General features: G+C 42.4%; 13 protein-coding genes. 4 read left to right on the forward strand and 9 right to left on the reverse strand.

What is annotated here, in order from left to right:
* Positions 1 to 4: 4 nt before the first annotated feature.
* The 8 genes from DWW91_RS20480 to DWW91_RS20515 form a co-directional block, all read right to left on the reverse strand.
* Positions 5 to 3,409 (reverse strand): TonB-dependent receptor, encoded by a 3,405-nt coding sequence (locus tag DWW91_RS20480; RefSeq protein ID WP_233584539.1) that lies wholly within the window; start codon positions 3,407 to 3,409, stop codon positions 5 to 7.
* A gap of 117 nt (positions 3,410 to 3,526) precedes the next feature.
* Entirely contained in the window at positions 3,527 to 4,531 is a 1,005-nt protein-coding gene (locus tag DWW91_RS20485) for a FecR family protein (protein ID WP_009859778.1), read from the reverse strand.
* Between the two features lie 55 nt (positions 4,532 to 4,586).
* Complete coding sequence (locus DWW91_RS20490) at positions 4,587 to 5,171, reverse strand: RNA polymerase sigma-70 factor (RefSeq protein WP_122328790.1); 585 nt, start codon at positions 5,169 to 5,171, stop codon at positions 4,587 to 4,589.
* A gap of 96 nt (positions 5,172 to 5,267) precedes the next feature.
* On the reverse strand, positions 5,268 to 6,782 hold the full coding sequence (locus DWW91_RS20495) for an arylsulfatase (RefSeq protein WP_122328791.1): 1,515 nt from the start codon (positions 6,780 to 6,782) through the stop codon (positions 5,268 to 5,270).
* Between the two features lie 15 nt (positions 6,783 to 6,797).
* Entirely contained in the window at positions 6,798 to 8,246 is a 1,449-nt protein-coding gene (locus tag DWW91_RS20500) for a beta-N-acetylhexosaminidase (protein WP_122328792.1), read from the reverse strand.
* Between the two features lie 103 nt (positions 8,247 to 8,349).
* Entirely contained in the window at positions 8,350 to 10,185 is a 1,836-nt protein-coding gene (locus DWW91_RS20505) for a RagB/SusD family nutrient uptake outer membrane protein (protein ID WP_046146532.1), read from the reverse strand.
* A gap of 16 nt (positions 10,186 to 10,201) precedes the next feature.
* Positions 10,202 to 13,639, reverse strand: a complete 3,438-nt coding sequence (locus tag DWW91_RS20510; protein ID WP_048314427.1) for a TonB-dependent receptor — start codon at positions 13,637 to 13,639, stop codon at positions 10,202 to 10,204.
* A 159-nt stretch (positions 13,640 to 13,798) separates the two neighbouring features.
* Positions 13,799 to 14,800, reverse strand: coding sequence for a FecR family protein (locus tag DWW91_RS20515; protein WP_122328793.1), 1,002 nt, complete (start codon positions 14,798 to 14,800; stop codon positions 13,799 to 13,801).
* A gap of 136 nt (positions 14,801 to 14,936) precedes the next feature.
* On the opposite strand from DWW91_RS20515, the gene DWW91_RS20520 reads away from it, so the two are divergent.
* From DWW91_RS20520 to DWW91_RS20530, 3 genes are all read left to right on the forward strand, one after another.
* Positions 14,937 to 15,536, forward strand: coding sequence for an RNA polymerase sigma-70 factor (locus DWW91_RS20520; protein WP_053078012.1), 600 nt, complete (start codon positions 14,937 to 14,939; stop codon positions 15,534 to 15,536).
* Positions 15,537 to 15,646: 110 nt separating this feature from the next.
* Positions 15,647 to 16,081, forward strand: coding sequence for a DUF6078 family protein (locus tag DWW91_RS20525; protein ID WP_009859770.1), 435 nt, complete (start codon positions 15,647 to 15,649; stop codon positions 16,079 to 16,081).
* 312 nt (positions 16,082 to 16,393) lie between these two features.
* On the forward strand, positions 16,394 to 16,564 hold the full coding sequence (locus DWW91_RS20530) for a TIGR04149 family rSAM-modified RiPP (protein WP_082150344.1): 171 nt from the start codon (positions 16,394 to 16,396) through the stop codon (positions 16,562 to 16,564).
* Here DWW91_RS20530 and DWW91_RS20535 read toward each other — a convergent pair.
* Entirely contained in the window at positions 16,527 to 16,811 is a 285-nt protein-coding gene (locus DWW91_RS20535; protein ID WP_053078011.1) for a transposase, read from the reverse strand. The two genes, DWW91_RS20530 and DWW91_RS20535, sit on opposite strands and share 38 nt — an antisense overlap.
* A 512-nt stretch (positions 16,812 to 17,323) precedes the next feature.
* On the opposite strand from DWW91_RS20535, the gene DWW91_RS20545 reads away from it, so the two are divergent.
* Positions 17,324 to 18,424, forward strand: coding sequence for a DUF4934 domain-containing protein (locus tag DWW91_RS20545; RefSeq protein WP_122328794.1), 1,101 nt, complete (start codon positions 17,324 to 17,326; stop codon positions 18,422 to 18,424).
* The last annotated feature ends 47 nt before the right edge of the window (positions 18,425 to 18,471 follow it).

The following is an 18,471-nucleotide window of genomic DNA, read 5'->3' on the forward strand; positions in this document are numbered from 1 at the left end:
CTTTTTAGAATTTAAGATTCAAACCAAATGTGTAGTTCGTTAATACCGGATAGAAACGGTCGTCGGCATTGATTTCCGGGTCCCAGCCTTCCGGATAACTGTGGAATGTGAACGGGTTTTCCGTTGCTGCATAGAAGCGGACATTCTGGATAAAGGTATTCTTTAGAATAGACTTTGGTAAAGTATATCCTAACTGAATATTTTTTACACGCAGGTAAGAGGCGTTACGTATCCAGAAATCAGATTCTTGCGTATTGACACCGGTTGCATTTCCCAGATTTGCCAGACGTGGATATTTCGGGTAACGTGTAGGATTCTCCGGATCGAATGCTTCTTCCATTTGCCATTTCTGTATATTCCCTTCGCTCCATAAAGCCCAACCGGAAAAACCTCCAAGTTTGCCATTGACACCTGCTACTCCCTGTAGGAAAATATTCAGGTCGAAACCTTTGTAGGCAGCGTTCAGAGAAAGGCCGAATGTGTATTTCGGAATTTTTGATCCCAGGTAAACACGGTCGTAAGTGGCGTCTACTTTTCCGTCGGGTACGCCATCCGGTCCTGAAATATCTTGGTATCTGATATCTCCCGGTTTGGTGTTGGCTTTATTGGCTCCCATTGCTGACTGGTCAGTATGGGCAAAGTAGTCATCGATATCCTGTTGATTCAAAAATACACCGTCTGTTTTATATCCGTAGTACATATCGATCGGGTAACCGATGAAAAGATTAGAACCGTTACCTACCATTCCGTTTGCTTGTTCCACATTCCCCAATCCGAGTGTTTCTACTTTATTTTTGATGATGGAAAAGTTTCCGTTGATGCTGTAACTGAATTCACCGATGGTATTTCTGTGCCCAACTTCAAATTCCCAGCCGCGGTTAGACGCTTCTCCGGTATTTACTTCGCTCATTTGTAATCCAAAAGCGGAAGAGGCACTGGCGTTGGGTTTAAACAGGATGTCATACGTATATCTATAGAAGTAAGAGATATTGGCTGTCAGTAAACCGTTCCAAAGTACGGACTCGAAGCCTCCGTCTATAGTACGGGTTGTTTCCCATTTCAGTCGCGGATCTGTATACGTTTTCAGGGCTGCTCCCTGTTGAATGGTTCCTCCTAACGGGTAGTTAAAATCGTTACCTAATTCATAGACTGACTGGTAAGCATAATTACCGATGTTATTATTACCTAAGATACCGGCAGATGCTTTCAGTTTCAAATTGTTGATAAAGCTTAATTTTTCGTTCTCTTTAAAGAAGCTCTCTTCAGAAATTCTCCAACCGATAGCGGCGGAGGGGAAAAAAGCATAACGTGAACTGGATGGGAAACGTGATGAACCGTCGTAACGCATGGTTACTTCACCCAGATAGCGTTCTGCATAATTGTACTGTGCACGTCCGAAGAATGATTGGATGACCCAGTCGTAACCTCCGCCTGCATTTGTCTGGTTATCGGGTGAACCGACTGTCAGATAGGGATATTCATTACTTGGGAGATTGTCTCGACGGCCTTCCAGGTCGCGTGCAGATTCTTCTTCCCATGAATAACCGGCCAAAATACCTATATTATGTACATTGTTAAATGTCTTTGAGTAATCGACTGTTGCCTGGAATGATTTATAATTTGTATTGGTATTCTTTTCTTTTAAGTAAGAAGGACCTAATACTTTTGTAGCGCTGTTAATGGTAACCGGCAGGGAGGCACGGAATTTTTTATCTTGTGCATTTGTGAAATTATAGGCACCGATAGCAGAGAGGGTAAGTCCTTCGATCGGTTTGTAATCGAGACGCACATTTGAATTGATACGTAAAGTCGGTTTTTCCTGGAATGATTCGGATGCTAACCAGGCTTTGGGGGTTCCGAAATTTTTTACGCCCGGTCCCCATGTACCGTCACTTAATACTGAAGGACGGAATCCGGGGAAGCGTAGCCCCTGGCTGATCAGTGACATCATTCCATAATCGCCGTCAATAGCACCGGCGGTTCCCGGTTCTTTCGTTTTAGCATTGTCACCTCTCAAACGGATTGTCAGTTTCAATTTATCCGATAAATTGGAAGTCAGGTTGACACGTGCCGTATAGCGTGAGTAATTGTTACCCGGCACAATTCCGTTCTGATTAAGATAACCGAAAGAGGCAAAATATTGACTCCGGTCGTTACCACCGTTTAAAGACAAATCGTGTCCGGTCTGTAGTCCGTTACCTGAAAAAATATCATCGACGAACTTCTCGTTGGCCCATACATCCGGCTGACTGCCCGTGCGCATCGCCTGAATTTCTTCATCCGTGAAACGTGTAATACCATCTGCCTGATTCAATAGACGTGCATAATCCCAACTGTCTACATATTTAGGCAATGCTGTAGCTCGGTTGAATCCTACATAACCGTTGTAGGACACGGATACTTTGGACTCTTTACCCATTTTGGTTGTAACCAAAACAACCCCATTGGCAGCACGGGACCCATAGATGGCAGCAGTGGATGCATCTTTTAATATGGAGATGCTCTCGATATCATTAGGATTGATATCTGTCATATTGCCTGGTATCCCGTCGATCAATATCAGTGCATTTGCTTTGTCTGCGTTATTATCACTACTGAATGAACCTACACCGCGTACACGAATTGTTCCTGTATTTTCTCCTGGGCGCCCTCCTGGTTGCGTGATCGTAACTCCCGGCATCTGACCGGTCAGGGCTGATACTACTGATGAAGTCGCTCTGTTTTCCAATTGTTTGGAATCGACTGAGGCAATAGAACCGATAACATTTACTTTTTTTGCTGTACCATATCCTACGACAACGACTTCGTCAAGAGCTTGTGAGTCTTCGATTAATTGTATGGCATAGTTTGTTTTTTCATCTACGGGAATATCCTTGGACAAGTATCCGATATAAGAAATCTGCAAAGTACTGCCTTTAGGAACCTCCAGAGAAAATTTACCGTCCAGGTCTGTGATTGTACCATTTGTTGTTCCTTGTTCAACAACATTCGCCCCGATAACGGGTTGTCCGGTAGCATCTGTTATGATACCATTGACTTTTTTGTTTTCTTGTTGTTTTTGTTGTTGTTTCTTTTCCGGAACAATTATGATATGTTTTCCTTCAAGACGATAGGAGAATCCGCTGTCTTTGAGCAACTCTGTTATAACAGAGGACAGGATTTTATCATTAAAATCCTGATTGATAACTTTATTGATATTTAATTTCGTCTGATTATAAGCGATACTGAGGCCCGTTTGTTTTTCAATTTCTTCGAATACGCTTAACAATGTTTTATTTTTGGCTGCTATTGATATTCGCTGGCTTTGTCCCCAGGCTATGTTTATCGTGAATAAACTTAATAATGTAAATATTAATAATTTACGTAATTTTAAGAGCGAGTGTGTGCTCTTATGGTAGTTTAATTTCATACTTTTGTACATTAAATCAATGATTACTAAATTTAAGATCTCTATGTTTTTTAATGGATTATTGATTTCGGGGGTCCGGAAAAGGTGTCGCAATTTTCTCCGGTCCCTTTTTTCTTTTTATTTTACTCCTTTCTTATTAAGTGAATAAATGGTGATTGTGTTGCCGTCTATCTCATAAGCCAATCCGCTGACAGTCATTGTAAGAACTTTCATGATCGTGTTTATGTCGGCATGTTGCCGGAATTTTATAGTGTATAAATCCGAAGTAAACAGACGCGGATTTATAACAAAGTCAACAACATATTTTCGTTGAATTGTAGCCAGTATCTCTTTGAGCGGTTGGTTGATAAAGTTGAGTTCTCCCTTCGTCCAGCCTGAGTAGTTTGCTGCATTGATTTTCCGCTTTTCGAATACCCCTGTTTTATGATTGTATTCCAGTTGTTCGTTTGGGGATAGAATGAAAGAGTCTTCACCTCCTGCTATTTTATCCACTTTGACAGCCCCGTTTTCCAGTGTTGTCGTAATTTTATCACTTTCGGAATAGGCTTGCACGTTGAATTTTGTGCCCAGAGCCTGAACTTTCAGATAACTTGTGCTGACGATAAAAGGATGTTCCTTATCTTTTTTTACGGTGAAGTTGGCCTCTCCCGTCAGATAGAGTGTGCGGGTATCTCCTTTGAATTTTTTAGGATAGATCAGAATACTTCCGGAGTTGATGTTTACTGTGGAACCGTCGGGCAGGATTATTTCCTGATTTTCTCCTTCCGGAACGAAACATTGTATCAATTCGGGATTATATGTGTTCTGTTTGATATATAGATAGGAACCGGCTATTGATAGCAAAGGAATGATCAATATCGCAGCGATTCGCAATAATTTATGAACAAGGTTATATTGCTTGGACGGAGATTGATTTTCTCTGATCTTTCTCTGTGTTGTTTTCAGTGAATGATAAGTCTCTGCATTTGCTCCTGTCGGATATTCGTTCCATATGGAAAGAAGAGCCTCTTCTTTTTCTTTCTGATTGGAAGGGTGAACCAGCCATTGCCATACTTTGGTCCGGAGTGCCGGATCAAATGTATGGTTGACCAGATTATATAGTATTTTAGATGCTTTTGACATGCGTATATATTTCCTGTTTTGTATATATGATACGTGAGACAGGAAGTACACACAGTCAAAAATGAACTTTTTTTAAAAAAAATGTAAGAATAAAGAATCCGATTATTTTTCGGATGTCTGCCAGTGCCAGCGTCAGGTGATTTTCGACTGTCCGTTTACTGATAGACATGCGTGCTGCAATCTCATCATTGGATAATCCGTCCACACGGCTCATCCGGTAGATTTGTTTTCGTTGGGGCGGCATCTTTTCAACGGCGACAGAAATAAGAAATTCCAGTTCTTTGGCATATAACTCTTCTTCTATGCTGTCATTGTCTGTGGAGGTAAACGAAGCATTGTTGGTTTGTTGTTCCTGGTAGTCCCTGAATAACAGGGAACGTTCGATATGTCGGAATACCGTATTTTTGGCAATGCGATACAGGTAGGCGTTCAGATTCTCGATCTCTTTCAATCTATCCCTGTTCTGCCACATGGATACGAATATATCCTGGGAAATATCTTCCGCTTCTTCCTCGTTTTGCAGGATACCGCTTATGAATCCTTTAATACGTGGAAAATAATGCAGGAACAATGACTCGAATGCCTGTTCATCGCCCCTGCTGACTGCCTCTATGTATCCCTTTTCGGTGGCGAAATCCATTAATAGGTAGATTTATTGTCTCTTTATGTGGATACAAAGATAAAGATCGTTTGCCATTAAAAAGAAAAAAAAGTATAAAACTACTATCTTTTGAGTTTAGAAAGCAAACTTCAGGTTTTCCGGTGGTGTACTGGATTCCGACATCAATTGATTAAATTTCTCAACAATATCCGGGTGTTTGTCTGCTACATCGTGTAATTCCTGAATGTCGTTTTCCAGGTCATACAGCTCCATTCTCGTATTTCCTTTGCGGATATCTGTAATGATCCCTTTCCAGTTCCCCATGCGGATCGCTTTGTTCCCTATTTGTGGGTCAGGATATTCCCAGTAAAGATATGCATGCTGTTTCTGTTTGTCTTTTTCTCCGAGTAGTGCCGGCAGGAAACTGATTCCGTCGGTGGGAGGACATTCGATGGAAACGATATCTGCCAGTGTCGGCATTACATCCTGAAATGCACAGATATGGTCGGATTCTGTTCCGGCTTTGATCTTTCCAGGCCAGGAGACGATAGCCGGTACGCGTATTCCTCCTTCGTGGACGAAACATTTCCCCCATCCGTATTCCGATTTGAATAATCCGCCGCTGTTGAACCAGGGGGAGTCGCTGCCGCCGTTGAACGTCGGTCCGTTGTCGGAAGTGAAAATGATCAGGGTATTTTCATACAATCCTTCCTGTTTCAATTTGTCGACCAGTTTTCCGACCTGTTCGTCAAAATAACTGATCATTGCTGCATAGGTAGCGTGCGGATAACGGCATGGCATATACCCTTTGTTGCCGGTATAGGGCTTTTCATCTCCGAATTTATCGACATAATAGTTGACCCAGCGTTCCGGAGCCTGTAAGGATACATGCGGAAGAGGCGTTGTCCAAAGCAGGAAGAACGGTTGTTCCTTATTCTGGTCGACAAAATGAATCATTTCGTCGAAGATGAGGTCGTTGGCATATTCATTCTGGGTAAATTTCCGGTAACTGGCTTCATCGTACGGATCCGCTCCTTCATCCAGTTTGGTCAGATGAGGGTCCCGTACTTTGTTATCGAGATATATGCGTTGATCGTTTTTCCATAAGAACGGAGGGTAATAGGTATGTGCCTGCCTCTGGCAGTTATATCCGTAAAACTGGTCGAAACCCTGTTTGCCGGGGACACCTTCCGAACCGGGATAACCTAATCCCCATTTTCCGAAACAACCGGTCGTATATCCGGCATTCTGCATCATCCGGCCGATTGTCATGGTACCGGATTTTAACGGATATTGCCCTTCCAATTCCGGATGGACGTACATCGAGTCGTGGCTGTTGATCGCTCCACGTGAGGCTATTTCATCATTCGCCCTGATCTGCGTGTGTCCGGAATGTAATCCGGTCAACAGTACACAGCGGGCCGGAGCGGAAACGGGCGATCCGGTATAATGTTGGGTCAGTTTGATTCCGTTGTTTCTCAGACGGTCGATATTCGGGGTTTCTATTTTTTGCTGGCCGTAACATTGCAGGTCGCCATAGCCCATATCGTCCATCAGTATATATATAATGTTAAGTTTGCTCTTTTCTTTCTGGCAGGAAGACAGACCTGCAATACAGAAAAGCCCTACTAATAAATTCGTTTTTTTCATCTTTTTGTACTTTAATTAGTCCCAACTGAAATCGTCGGTTACTTCGCTTTTTAATCCTGGTCCGAACATATATCCTTGTTTTTCAAACCATTCTTTTTTGTCTTTTACCTTTTGGTAAAACAGTTCGAAACTCTCCGGTTCGCTCCGGCTCCACATTTGTTCGGCGATAGCCAGAATGCGGGGAAACAGCCTTCGGTCGATCATATTTTCTGTTACCCTGTAATCGGTCCAGAGGGCACAACTCATTCCTAACAAGAGAGGCGAATCTTCTTTTCTATAAGACGGGTTGGCGGTATATACATCTTTGATATCGAATGTACGCGCCGCCTCATATCCTTTCCAGGGAGTGACAGGGAAATTCAGGTAGGTATAATAATTGGTTCCGCAGATAACAGGAAGATTTCTTTTGAGTGCTTCTTTGAATGCGGTGTCTTTATGTCCCCGCCAGTTCCACCAGTGGATCACTACGTTATCAGGTAACGCATAACCATTCTGATAAACGACATCTCCCCAAAAGATTGCTTTTCTTCCTTTGTTTTTCAGATAGTTGGCCATCTGTGCTGAGAACCAGAGCTGAAGATCGTGGCTGTCTTTCAAACCGTGTTCTTTGATACATTGCCCGCAATCGGGACATGTATCCCAGTTCCCTTTGGGGGCTTCATCACCTCCCAGATGAATATATTCGGAGGGGAACAGTTCGCAGACTTCATCGAGTACATTCTTCAGAAAGTCCAGTGTATGTGTTTTGCCGGCACAGAAGATATTTTGTGTAAAGCCGTTTTCGGGAACCTGTATGGTGTCGCCGAAGCAGCCTAGTTCCGGGTAAGCGACCAGAGCGGCTTCCGCATGTCCCGGCATATCGATTTCCGGGATAACCGTGATACAACGTTCGGCGGCATATCTGACAATCTCTTTGATCTCTTCCTGTGAATAGAAACCCTGTTGTTCCGGGCCTTTGCCGACAAAAGCGCCCACTTCGGTAAGGCGCGGATATTGTTTGATTTCAATGCGCCATCCGAGGCCCTCCGTCAGATGCCAGTGGAAATAGTTCATTTTTAGCAGGGCTGCCATGTCGATATATTTCTTTATGGTCGAAACTTTCTGATATTGGCGGCCGGAGTCGAGCAGGAAACTTCTGAAACCGACACGCGGCCTGTCTTCTATTTTCAGGCAGGGGATGATCCATGTCCCGTTCTGATCGGAGGCCAATTGCTTTAATGTCTGCCGGGCATAAAAGAAACCCGCATCGCCGGATGCTTCTATTTCGATACCGTTTTCTGTTACCTGTAGCCGGTATGCTTCAGAAGGTAATGCCGTATTCGTAGTCTGGCGGATATCGGCTTGTAGGTTTTTTGTGCGAAATTCTCCGTTACCTTGCACGACTGTTTCCGGTGCAGGGATTACTGTTTGTGCCGTCAGGAAAAAAGAAGAAAGCAAGAGAATAATAATACTTACATATTTCATGATATATACGAGCTAAAATAAAGAAGATGCATCAAAAGTTCGTTTTGTCATGGAGGACAAGTCTCGATTTTTGATACATCCTCTTTGTTTGTGATTAATTAAACTATTCCCAACCCGGATTCTGTTTGATATTCGGATTTAATACCATCTGATTCAATGGTATCGGGTAAAGATAATAATAATCCGGCCATAATTTATTCGGATCCGGATGGAATTCCAGATAACCTTCATCCGCACCTCCGTCGATGGTCACAGCCGTACCTGCCGGGAAGTCTGATTTCCGGACATATTGCCCGAGTTTTTTCTTCATGGCATAATGACATTTCTTCCATCTTCTGAGGTCGTCGAAACGGAAATTTTCTGAAAACAGTTCGATACGTCTTTCCCTGCGTACTTCCCATAAGAGAGGAGATACGGCATAATCGCCTGCATATCTCGAATCACCCAAATCCCGCTTCGGATCAAAACTTTCATTGATCTGCGATACAATCATCGAAGGAACATTTGCCCGTGAACGTATTTTGTTGATGGTCATGTCAGCAACGGACTGGCTGAATTCTCCCAGTTCAACCATTGCTTCGGCATAATTCAGCATCACTTCTTCTACCCTGAATATCGGCATGTCGGTCTCTTCATTCCGTTGAGAACCCATGCTCAGATAAGTATTGAAATATTTCCAGTTATTATATCCGAATGCCGATTTGTACCAGGGTTGCCCGTTCAGGAAGAAATCGTAGTGGGGATTTTCTCCTAAGATACCGCCATCGTATCCTTGTCTGAACGGCAGTGTTTTCTGACGTTCGGCCGGAACGATCAGATTGATACTGTCAATAAAACTACGGTCTTTCGGATTGTCCGTAAACTTCCATTTGTTATCCCAGGCCGTTGTCGATTCCGAACGGTCGACTACATAAGGCGGAGTAACGTGCAGCCATAAACGGTGGTCCCTGTTGCTGAATTCGTCGTACATATCCTTGTCACCCAGGAATATCTGACTTGTCCAGCGCGGTTTGCCGTCCGAACATAAATAGCTGTCCACCATGTCGCGGGTTACATTATAGAATGACTGAGCCGTGGTTCCACCGATGCTGGTAGCATGTACAACATTGGCATCATTGGCATACGCTTTGTAAAGGATGATTCCGGTCATACCATTTAACGACAATGAATTGAACAGGTCGTCGTAGTTGCTGTGAACGTTCGGATATACCTTCAATACTTCTTCGGAAGCCCGCTTACATTCCCGCAGGAACTTTTCAGCATCCTGTAGTCCGTGATATTTTCTCCAGGTTCCTTCGAACAGGCAGAAGCGGGAAAGTAATGTCTGTACCACCACGCGGTTGATTGTGTTGGCTCCATCGCCATCCTGATTGATGTTCTGTTCTGCATACTGAAGGTCTTCCAGGATATGATTGGCAATGACATCTCTGGAGTCTCTTTCCCCATAAATGATATCCGTTTCATCGTCTGCCAGTACATGGTCGATCCAGGGAACACCGCCGTAAGCGGAAAGTAAGGTCAGATATCGGTAGGAACGGAAGAAGTAACCGACACTGCGCCAGTGGTTTCTTTCCGTTTCAGTCATATCCGACGTCTCGATATGGTCGAGCATGAGGTTTGTCCGGCGGATGAATGAATATTGTGCCCATGGTGTATTGTCTGTTTTTGACGGGGGAACGACAATTCCCCTGATCCAATCGGTTTCGCCTGACCCCCGTGTGGAGTTATAGGAGATATTGTCCGTGTTGGTTTCTCCGTAACCGAGTGCCGGGAATGTTTCATACAAACCCCATGCATATGTTTTGAAATTGTCGTATGATTTGAATACGGTTTCTGCAGTGGGACTGCCCAGCGGGTATCTTTCCAGGAAATCGTTATTCATGCAGCCGGAAAATCCGAAAATGACGAGTAGTCCGAATAATATTTTGAATGTCTTCATGATCGTATGTTTTAATTTAGAAAGTAACATTTATACCCAGTGAATATTTTTTCATGAAAGGATATTCCCAGGCTCCTTTTGAAAGCATATCCGATTCCATTCCTTCTGGCAGATGGTCCCAGGTATGCAGATTTTCACCACTGACAAATACCCGGATATTATCCATATAGATCTTTTGACAGATATTTTTGGGTAATGAATAAGACAGAGTAATGTTCTGTATTTTCAGGTAAGCGGCATTTGCCAGATATTTGGTTTGCACTTTCTGGTTGAATTTCGTATTCGTTTCATTCTGCGGATACACCCTCGGATAGAAGGCATCCGGATTATCCGGAGTCCAGAAGTCGAGTGTTTCCTTGAATAAACTACCCCAGCTTCCGTTCGGCCATGCCATCTGGTCGGTACGCCAGTAGTCGCGTTTTCCTACCCCGCGTAAAAAGATAGACAGGTCGAAACCTTTGTAACTGACTCCGGCTGTGATGCCGTATTGGTAACGGGGAGTATTGTTGCCTATGATGCGCTGGTCGCCCGGATTGTGAATAGTGTTGTCGCCTTCGAAAATAAATTCGGTGTCATCGTCGAAGTTCTTGTAAAGAATATCACCCGGATATACAGTTCCTGCTCCCTTGAACATCGGAATACCCGGTTTCAGGGTTCCGTCTGCGTTGAAATCGTCCGTCGTATAGAAACGGTCGGTTACGTACCCCCATATTTCACCCAGCTTCATGCCTTTCCGGTAAAGGTCTTTTCCGAACAGGCCGGCTTCGTTGTCGTATTTGGTGATTTCGGATTGCGAGTCATACAGGTTGAAACCTACCCGGTAGCCTACATCGCCTATCCGGTCATGCCAGTTGATCTTCAGTTCCCAGCCGTATGTTTTCAGGTCTGCGGCATTTTGTTTTGCAGCACTGGCACCGACTACTCCCGGCAATTCCATTCCCGGAGCCAGCATACCTTTGGTATCACGACGGTACCAGTCGAATGTGGTATTCAGCTTGTTGTTGAACAGGTCCAGGTCGAAACCGAAGTCTAGTGTATAGACTTTTTCCCATCCAAAGCTGCTGCTGACCATGGCCGGAGCTCCCAGTGTCGTAACCTTTTGCCCGTCCACCAACCAATTGGAAAGGTAAACGTTCATATCCGGGATATAAGGATAATTATCGGGTGTATTGTCGGATTTTAAGATGACCTGGTTCCCGATGGAACCCCAGGATGCCCTGAGTTTCAGGTTGGAGAGCCATTCGTTTGTCGTTTTCATGAAATTTTCTTCCGAAATACGCCAACCGGCGGAGAAAGAGGGGAAGAAACCGAACCGGCTGTTTTTGGGGAAACGGGAAGTTCCGTCGTAACGTCCGTTGGCTTCCAACAGGTATTTGCCGGCATAGCTGTAATTCACGCGATAGAATAATCCGCGGATGGCAAATTCCTCGAACGCGTCATTCGTAATCGGAGTACCCGTCGATAAGGATAACGAAGGCAGTGAACCGACCACTACATCCGTACGATAAGAATATTGGGATTCGGTATGGCTCGACTCCTGATTGTATCCTCCCATCACCGAAATATCATGTTTACCGAATGTCATATCGTAATTGGCGAATAAGTTGACGGCATTATAATCCGTATATTTGGAAGTGACCGCATAGCTGGAGTTCTCCGTGCTGTTCAGTACCCCGGTAAAGTTCATTCCTATATACTGATATTTGTTCTTATAGAATTTATTTTGCTCGGTTGTCCGGTTGTAAGTGTATTCTCCGGTTATCTTAAGACCTTTCAGCGGACTCAGGATGATTCGTCCCAATGCTCTTAGGTCATTTCTTTTGATTCTCCGGGGATCGCCGTAACGGATATAAGTGGCGGGAGACTCAGCCGGATAGACTGTCCCGTTTTCCTCATAATCTTCATTATTCTGATAAGACGGTAAATTCATGGCGGCTACCCATACAGTATTACGTCCTCCTGCCTCTACTTTTTTCTGTTTGGAATTACCATATTTCAAGTCGAGTTGGGTTGTCAGCCAGGAATTGACATCTACTCCCATAAATGTAGAGAGGTTGAGTCGGTCATAGCTGTCTTTATCCGTAATCAGGATACCGTCTTCTCCGGTATAGCCGACGCCGATGCGATAGACTGTCTTCTCACTACCGCCGGAAACCGACATGCTGTGGTTCTGCATGAATCCGAAATTATCTGTCATATCGTCGAACATATTCCGTTCTTTCATCAGAAATAGATTGCCGTTTTCGTCAAAGATATATCCGTTCGGATATTTTCCCGGGTTACTCTGGTAGTCACGTATGTATCCTTCCCACTGGGTGATGTTTTTGCCATCTACATAGGTGTCGTTGGGCCAACCCATTTCTTTGTAGGCCAGGACCGATTCCAGCGGATTGGCTTTCTGAGGTAACTCCAGCGGCTTGGAGAACGATATATTATTGTTGTAATTGAATTTCGGAGCGGAATCTTTTTTTCCCTGCTTCGTGGTGATCAGGATAACACCGAAGGCGGCTCTTGCCCCGTAGATGGCTGCCGAAGCGGCATCTTTTAATATGGAGACCGATTCGATTTCCTGTGGATCGATCATATTGATATCCATCGGAACGTTGTTCACCAGTACGAGAGGCGTACCTCCATTGATAGATGTCGTACCACGGATATTATAACTCATTGCGTCACCAGGCGTACCGGTTTCCGATCCGATCTGTAATCCGGGTGTCGTCCCTTGCAAAGCCTGTGCTATGTTAGGGACCGGACGGTCTCCCAATGTTTCCGATAAATTGACGGAAGCAACAGCTCCGGTCAGGTTGACTTTCTTCTGGGTTCCGAAACCGACCACTACGACTTCGTCCAATAACTGAGTGTCTTCTTTTAAAGTGACAGTAATGTCTTTTTGTCCCTTCAGATGAATGTCTTGCGAAATGTATCCGATGAAAGATACTGTCAGGGTAGCATCCTGGGGAGCGTCCAGGATAAATTGTCCGTTCAGGTCTGTGATCGTTCCGTTGTTCGTTTTCTTGTCGATCACGTTGGCTCCGATGACAGGCATTCCTGTTTCGTCGATCACTTTACCGGTGATTTTTCCTTCCTGCGGCATTTTATCGGCCAGCAGGACGATCTTATAATTCTCTATCCGATAACTGCCAGGCGCAAGCAACTGATTTAACACCTCTTTGATGCTGGCCTCTTTGAGATTCAGACTGACCTGTCTGTTCATGTCGATCTCTGAGTTGTTGAGGAAGAAGACAAAAGGTGTTTTCTCTTCGATCACTTTGATTGCTTCACTCAGTTTCACATGGGTTAATTCCAAGCTTATTTTCGTATTTTGTGCATAACCGTTTATTGCGTAAAGCTGAAAAAAGCAAAAGCCTATAAATAATAGTATTAGCTTCATTTTTCTGAATGAATTAATGTTAAGAAAGGAAATAGCATTCCTTTCTATGGAAATTTTTTTCATACATTTGTACTGTTTTAAATTTAACTTATTGCTCTCATCTTCTTATTTTTGAGAACAGTTTGTTTCACATTACCGGGCAAATGTTACCAGCATTTGCCTGGATTGTTTTTAGACTCTCCGGTTTCTTATCCCATAGGCATTCTGTTTTTATGGTTCGTATTATTTAGGTTTCACATAGATTACATCATCTTTGATCGAATAACGAATAGGTGCGATCATTTCCAGCAACTTGAATATTTCGTCAGGCGATTCTTTCCGGATCGTCAGCGACAGGCGCTGGTCGACAGGAGTTCCCGGTTGGCAGACGAGTTCCATGCCGTACCATAGTTTAATCTTGTGTAAGATGACGGACAGTTTTTCGTTGTTGCATACCAGCTTTTCGTTGATCCATAATATATATTCGGAGGCATCGACCTGCCTTATTTCATGAACGCCGGTCTCTTTATCCAGGATGATCCGTTGGTTGGGTTTCAAGAGGATGCTGTTCGGATTATTCGGCAGCTGTATTTCAACCTTTCCGGTGAGCAGGGTGGTTTCGCTGTTCATTTTATCCGAGTAATCCTTTACGTCGAAGTTTGTGCCCAGTACATTGACTGTCATTTGATTGGTCTCGACGAAAAACGGTGCCTGTTCGTTCTTCCTTACTTCGAAATAACCTTCTCCTTCCAGTTTGACTTTTCTGTATTTGTCGGAAAACTTTTCCGGATAAGTCAGCTTACTGTTCGTATTCAGCCAAGCGACGCTTCCGTCGGGCAGTGTAACGTAACCTTTGCTTCCCTTGCCCATGATGGCCTGGTTCATAATAACGGCTTCTTTCTCTATGTAAACGATATCCGGAGTGTTTCTACCTATATAATATCCTCCGATCGAACAAATCAGGAGAATGGCAATGGAGGCGGCAATACGTAAAAACGGGCGTATAGAACGTTTAGACGAACGGCTGTTTTGTTCGTTACGGCGGACGCTCTCTTCAAATATCCGGAAAGCGTTTTCTGTGTAACCCGGCGCATGTACCGGAGTCTTTCCAGATGCCAGCCAGATATCCCGTAAGTCGATGAATGTCTTTTTATTCGCATCGCTTTCCCGTAACCAGGCGAGAAGACGTTCTTTTTCCTCCTTGCCGGCTGTTCTTTGTAAATATTTTAATATGATGTCGTTCATCCTTATTTTGTATCCCTTTCGGTAATTATTCGGTTACTCTTCTATACTTATCACAAAACAAAACCGTTTAACCCTACCTCAATGAGAAAAAAAAGATTATTTTTACGCAAATATTTTGTGAACCGGAGATACAGTAATGATAACCATCAGTGATAATAAGTTTAACGAAAGGGGTAGTAGATTGGGTGAATTTGTTTTATTTCAGAAGCTTTTTGAGGATTATTTTCGCTCTTTGGTCACGTACTCGTATCGGTATGTGAACGACTGGTCGGTGGGTGAAGATATTGTACAGGATGTGTTTATGGCTCTTTGGATCAATCGGGATAAAATTGATTTTGAGGAACCGATAAAACCCTACTTGTATCGGGCTACCTATAACAGATCGATTAACTACCTTAATTCCGTGTCGGTTCAGCGACGTGTAGATCATGCCGATATGCTGGATGAACTGATTGATCGGGAGATACTGTCGTATAACCAGCATGACAATCTGCTACTGAAAGAGATAGAAGAGGAGATAACCTCTTTTGTCGGTACGCTTCCCGAACAGCGTAAAAGGGTTTTTCTGTTGAGCCGCGAAGAAAATCTAAAGAACAAAGAAATCGCACTTCGTCTGAATATCAGTGAGAAGGCGGTAGAAAAGCATATAACCAAAGCCTTATCCGATATCCGTACCCACCTGACAGAAACCGGCCTGATGTCCGGCCTGATTTGTTTCTTACTGAACCAACACTGATTGTATCCCACCATAGGGAAGCTTTATTATTCAGGTTAAATGCCACATTTGTGATGCAATTGTCTTGTATTTAAATAATAAAGCGTATTTTTGTTAAAACGATATATATTATGAATAAAGACTTTGATTACAATTTACTGCCGTATAAATTTGCTCATTGTATGAACGGACAATGCAAACAAGCTGATAAGTGCCTTCGTAGCAGGGCAGCTCAGCATATACCGATCGAACGTAAGACTGTTACCTTTGTTAATCCTGCGCACACGAATCCTGCCAATGAAGATTGTCCCTACTTTAAGGCTGACCAGTTGCAGCAATTTGCCTTGGGAATGACGCATTTACTGGCGTATATTCCACATAATGACGCAATTGCTATCAAACGACAGATGTTGACCTATTTCGGACGAACGCATTTTTACCGGCTTTGGCGTAAGGAGCGTCTTTTTAGTCCCGAGCAACAGGAGTATGTCCGGCAATTGTTTCTTGAAAGAGGTCTTCAGGAAGCTCCCGTATTCGATGAATATGTAGAGCAATATGAATGGTAAAAGGATATAAGCCGGATTTTGTTTCTCCCTAATGAAACAGTTGTTTCTATGTAATGGAACAAGTGTTTCATTAGGGAGAAACAAATAATAATAAGCAATTGAATTCGTAGTCCGTATAATATATCCAAAACAGGATGCTGAGGCAAAAGAACATTGATGCTTCTTTTAAAAAAGGTAAAACATAATTTAGGACTTAGAATAATAAAAGTAGAGAAAACTCAAATAGACTCAATTGGGCTAATTGCTATTTTTAATTGGATGTTAACTTTGCTACATGTAAAAGTCTCTTATTAATCTTAATACCATTAAAAAATGAAAACTTTAGGTAAACTTAAATTACATGAATTCAGAAAGGCTGAATTAGAGAAACGTGAACTGAATGCTTTGAAAGGTGCTTGTAATTGTAAATGTCTTTGTATAAGCAGCGATAAACAGGAGTATATTCTCAGTAATTCCAGTCTGAATGATGCAAGTGCATATTAATATTTTTCTCTAAAGCTTTTGCTTTAGCCAGATTCACATTGGTCAATGAAGCGTTTAAATGGATATGTAGTTTGTTCAAATCTCGACTTTGACAGTCTGTCAGTCCTATAAATTGTTTTGCATCGCGAAAGCAAAATTCGACTTGAAAACGAGTCTGGTAATAATCCAGCACGTCTATGTTTTTCATCTGCGTATCAGATGAAAAATATACTTTGCGTACATTCTTGTCTTTATTTTTTAGATGCATAATCGAATATTCCGTTTAAGGGGAACGGGAATGTACGATAGCCGAGAGTATTTGTCCCTATCCATCTTTCAATGGGATAATATCAAAACAATCTTCTTCGAGATGCTCCATCTCTATTTTCTCATCGTACAACTTGGGAGGTTATTTGCCACCGGTAATTTTTTCTTTGGTAAGATAACGAAAATAAGCATCATTCTCTTCTAAACTGAGTCTTGATGTCCTGAAATTAATTTCACCGGATGACAATTCTGTGGTTGTGCTGATGGATAACTAAAAAATGGAGTACAGATCACGAAGGTTACTTTATATCTTTGGGGGAGTCTATAATGATATGACTGGGCTAATTCGTTATAAATGTGTTGTTTGAGACTGTGTGGTAGTCTTTGTGCGTGTTGTGGAAGTAAAATATTATAATTTCTTGGACGCTATTTCTTGTTAAGATAAAATTAATCAGTAAATTGTACCCGAAACTTTGAAACAACACGTTTCTGTCGCTTAAATCTTGATTAATTATGAAATACGTGAAACTCTTTTTGTTGACTGTTGTGGTACTTTGTTCATTTAGTAATGAAAAAATACCCAAGATCGATTTACCTGCACACACTCCTAAACAGGCTGCGCAAATGAGTAAATTGTTCCGTAAAGTAAGGTATGTTCCTCTGGAAACGACAGATGATTGTTTACTTTCTTATATCCATGTGCAGAAGATACAAGATTATATACTTGCCTGGGATTACGATAGCTGTTGTTTGTTTAGTGCTAAAGATGGAAAATTTATACGGAGAATAGGGCATAAAGGCGATGATCCGGAAGCTGTCTTTTCATTTTATGAGAATTTTTATAATCCGTATGATGGGCTCCTCTATTTTCAGGGTGTTGAAGGGATTCGGGTTAAGTACGGGCTGGATGGTAAATATGTTGGTAAAATGAAAGTCCCGTTGTCGACAGGTGTCTCTCCTCAATTTGTAGTACCATTGGACTTAACGACTTTTTGTGCTTTTTTTGCGAATAGAAGTGGACGGGAGAAGAAAAGAATAGTTTTATTTGATCATAACGGAAATGTAAAAAAAGAGTTTCCTAATCATCATTTCGTAGAAACAAAAAGGTATATTCTTGATACGGGTGATGGGCTTACGTATAGATATAAAGATAATCTTTATTTTAAAGAAATGTTTATAGATACGGTTTATCAAGTTAGTCAAAATCAGTTGAAGGCTGAATATGTTTTAAATATAACATCCCGTTCTGTACCTTATAAAGAACGTTATGACAGACATAAGGAAGCGATATTACCTTATTTTATATATGAAAATGATGTAAATATAGCTTTTCGTTATCATATGAATGGAGTAGGACAACTATGTGTTTATGATAAGCAAGCAGGAGAAAGTTCTTACTATTTATGTGAAAATGGCCCGATTGATGATATCAACGATTTTATGCCTGTTTGGATATCTACGATTTGTGATGATGGAACTTGTCTGGGAGTTTTGAATGCTGGAGATATTTGCGATTATATAGATAAAAGTGGAATATCTTCCAATCCGAATCTCAATTTCCTGAAATCGATTTCGCCGGATGACAATCCGGTGGTGGTGTTTATGGAGAACTAGAATTGGTTATTATTAGCGAATGTAAAACTATTTGGTATATCGTACCC

The sequence above is a fragment of the Parabacteroides sp. AF17-3 genome (assembly GCF_003635445.1).
GTDB classification, from domain to species: Bacteria; Bacteroidota; Bacteroidia; order Bacteroidales; family Tannerellaceae; genus Parabacteroides; species Parabacteroides goldsteinii.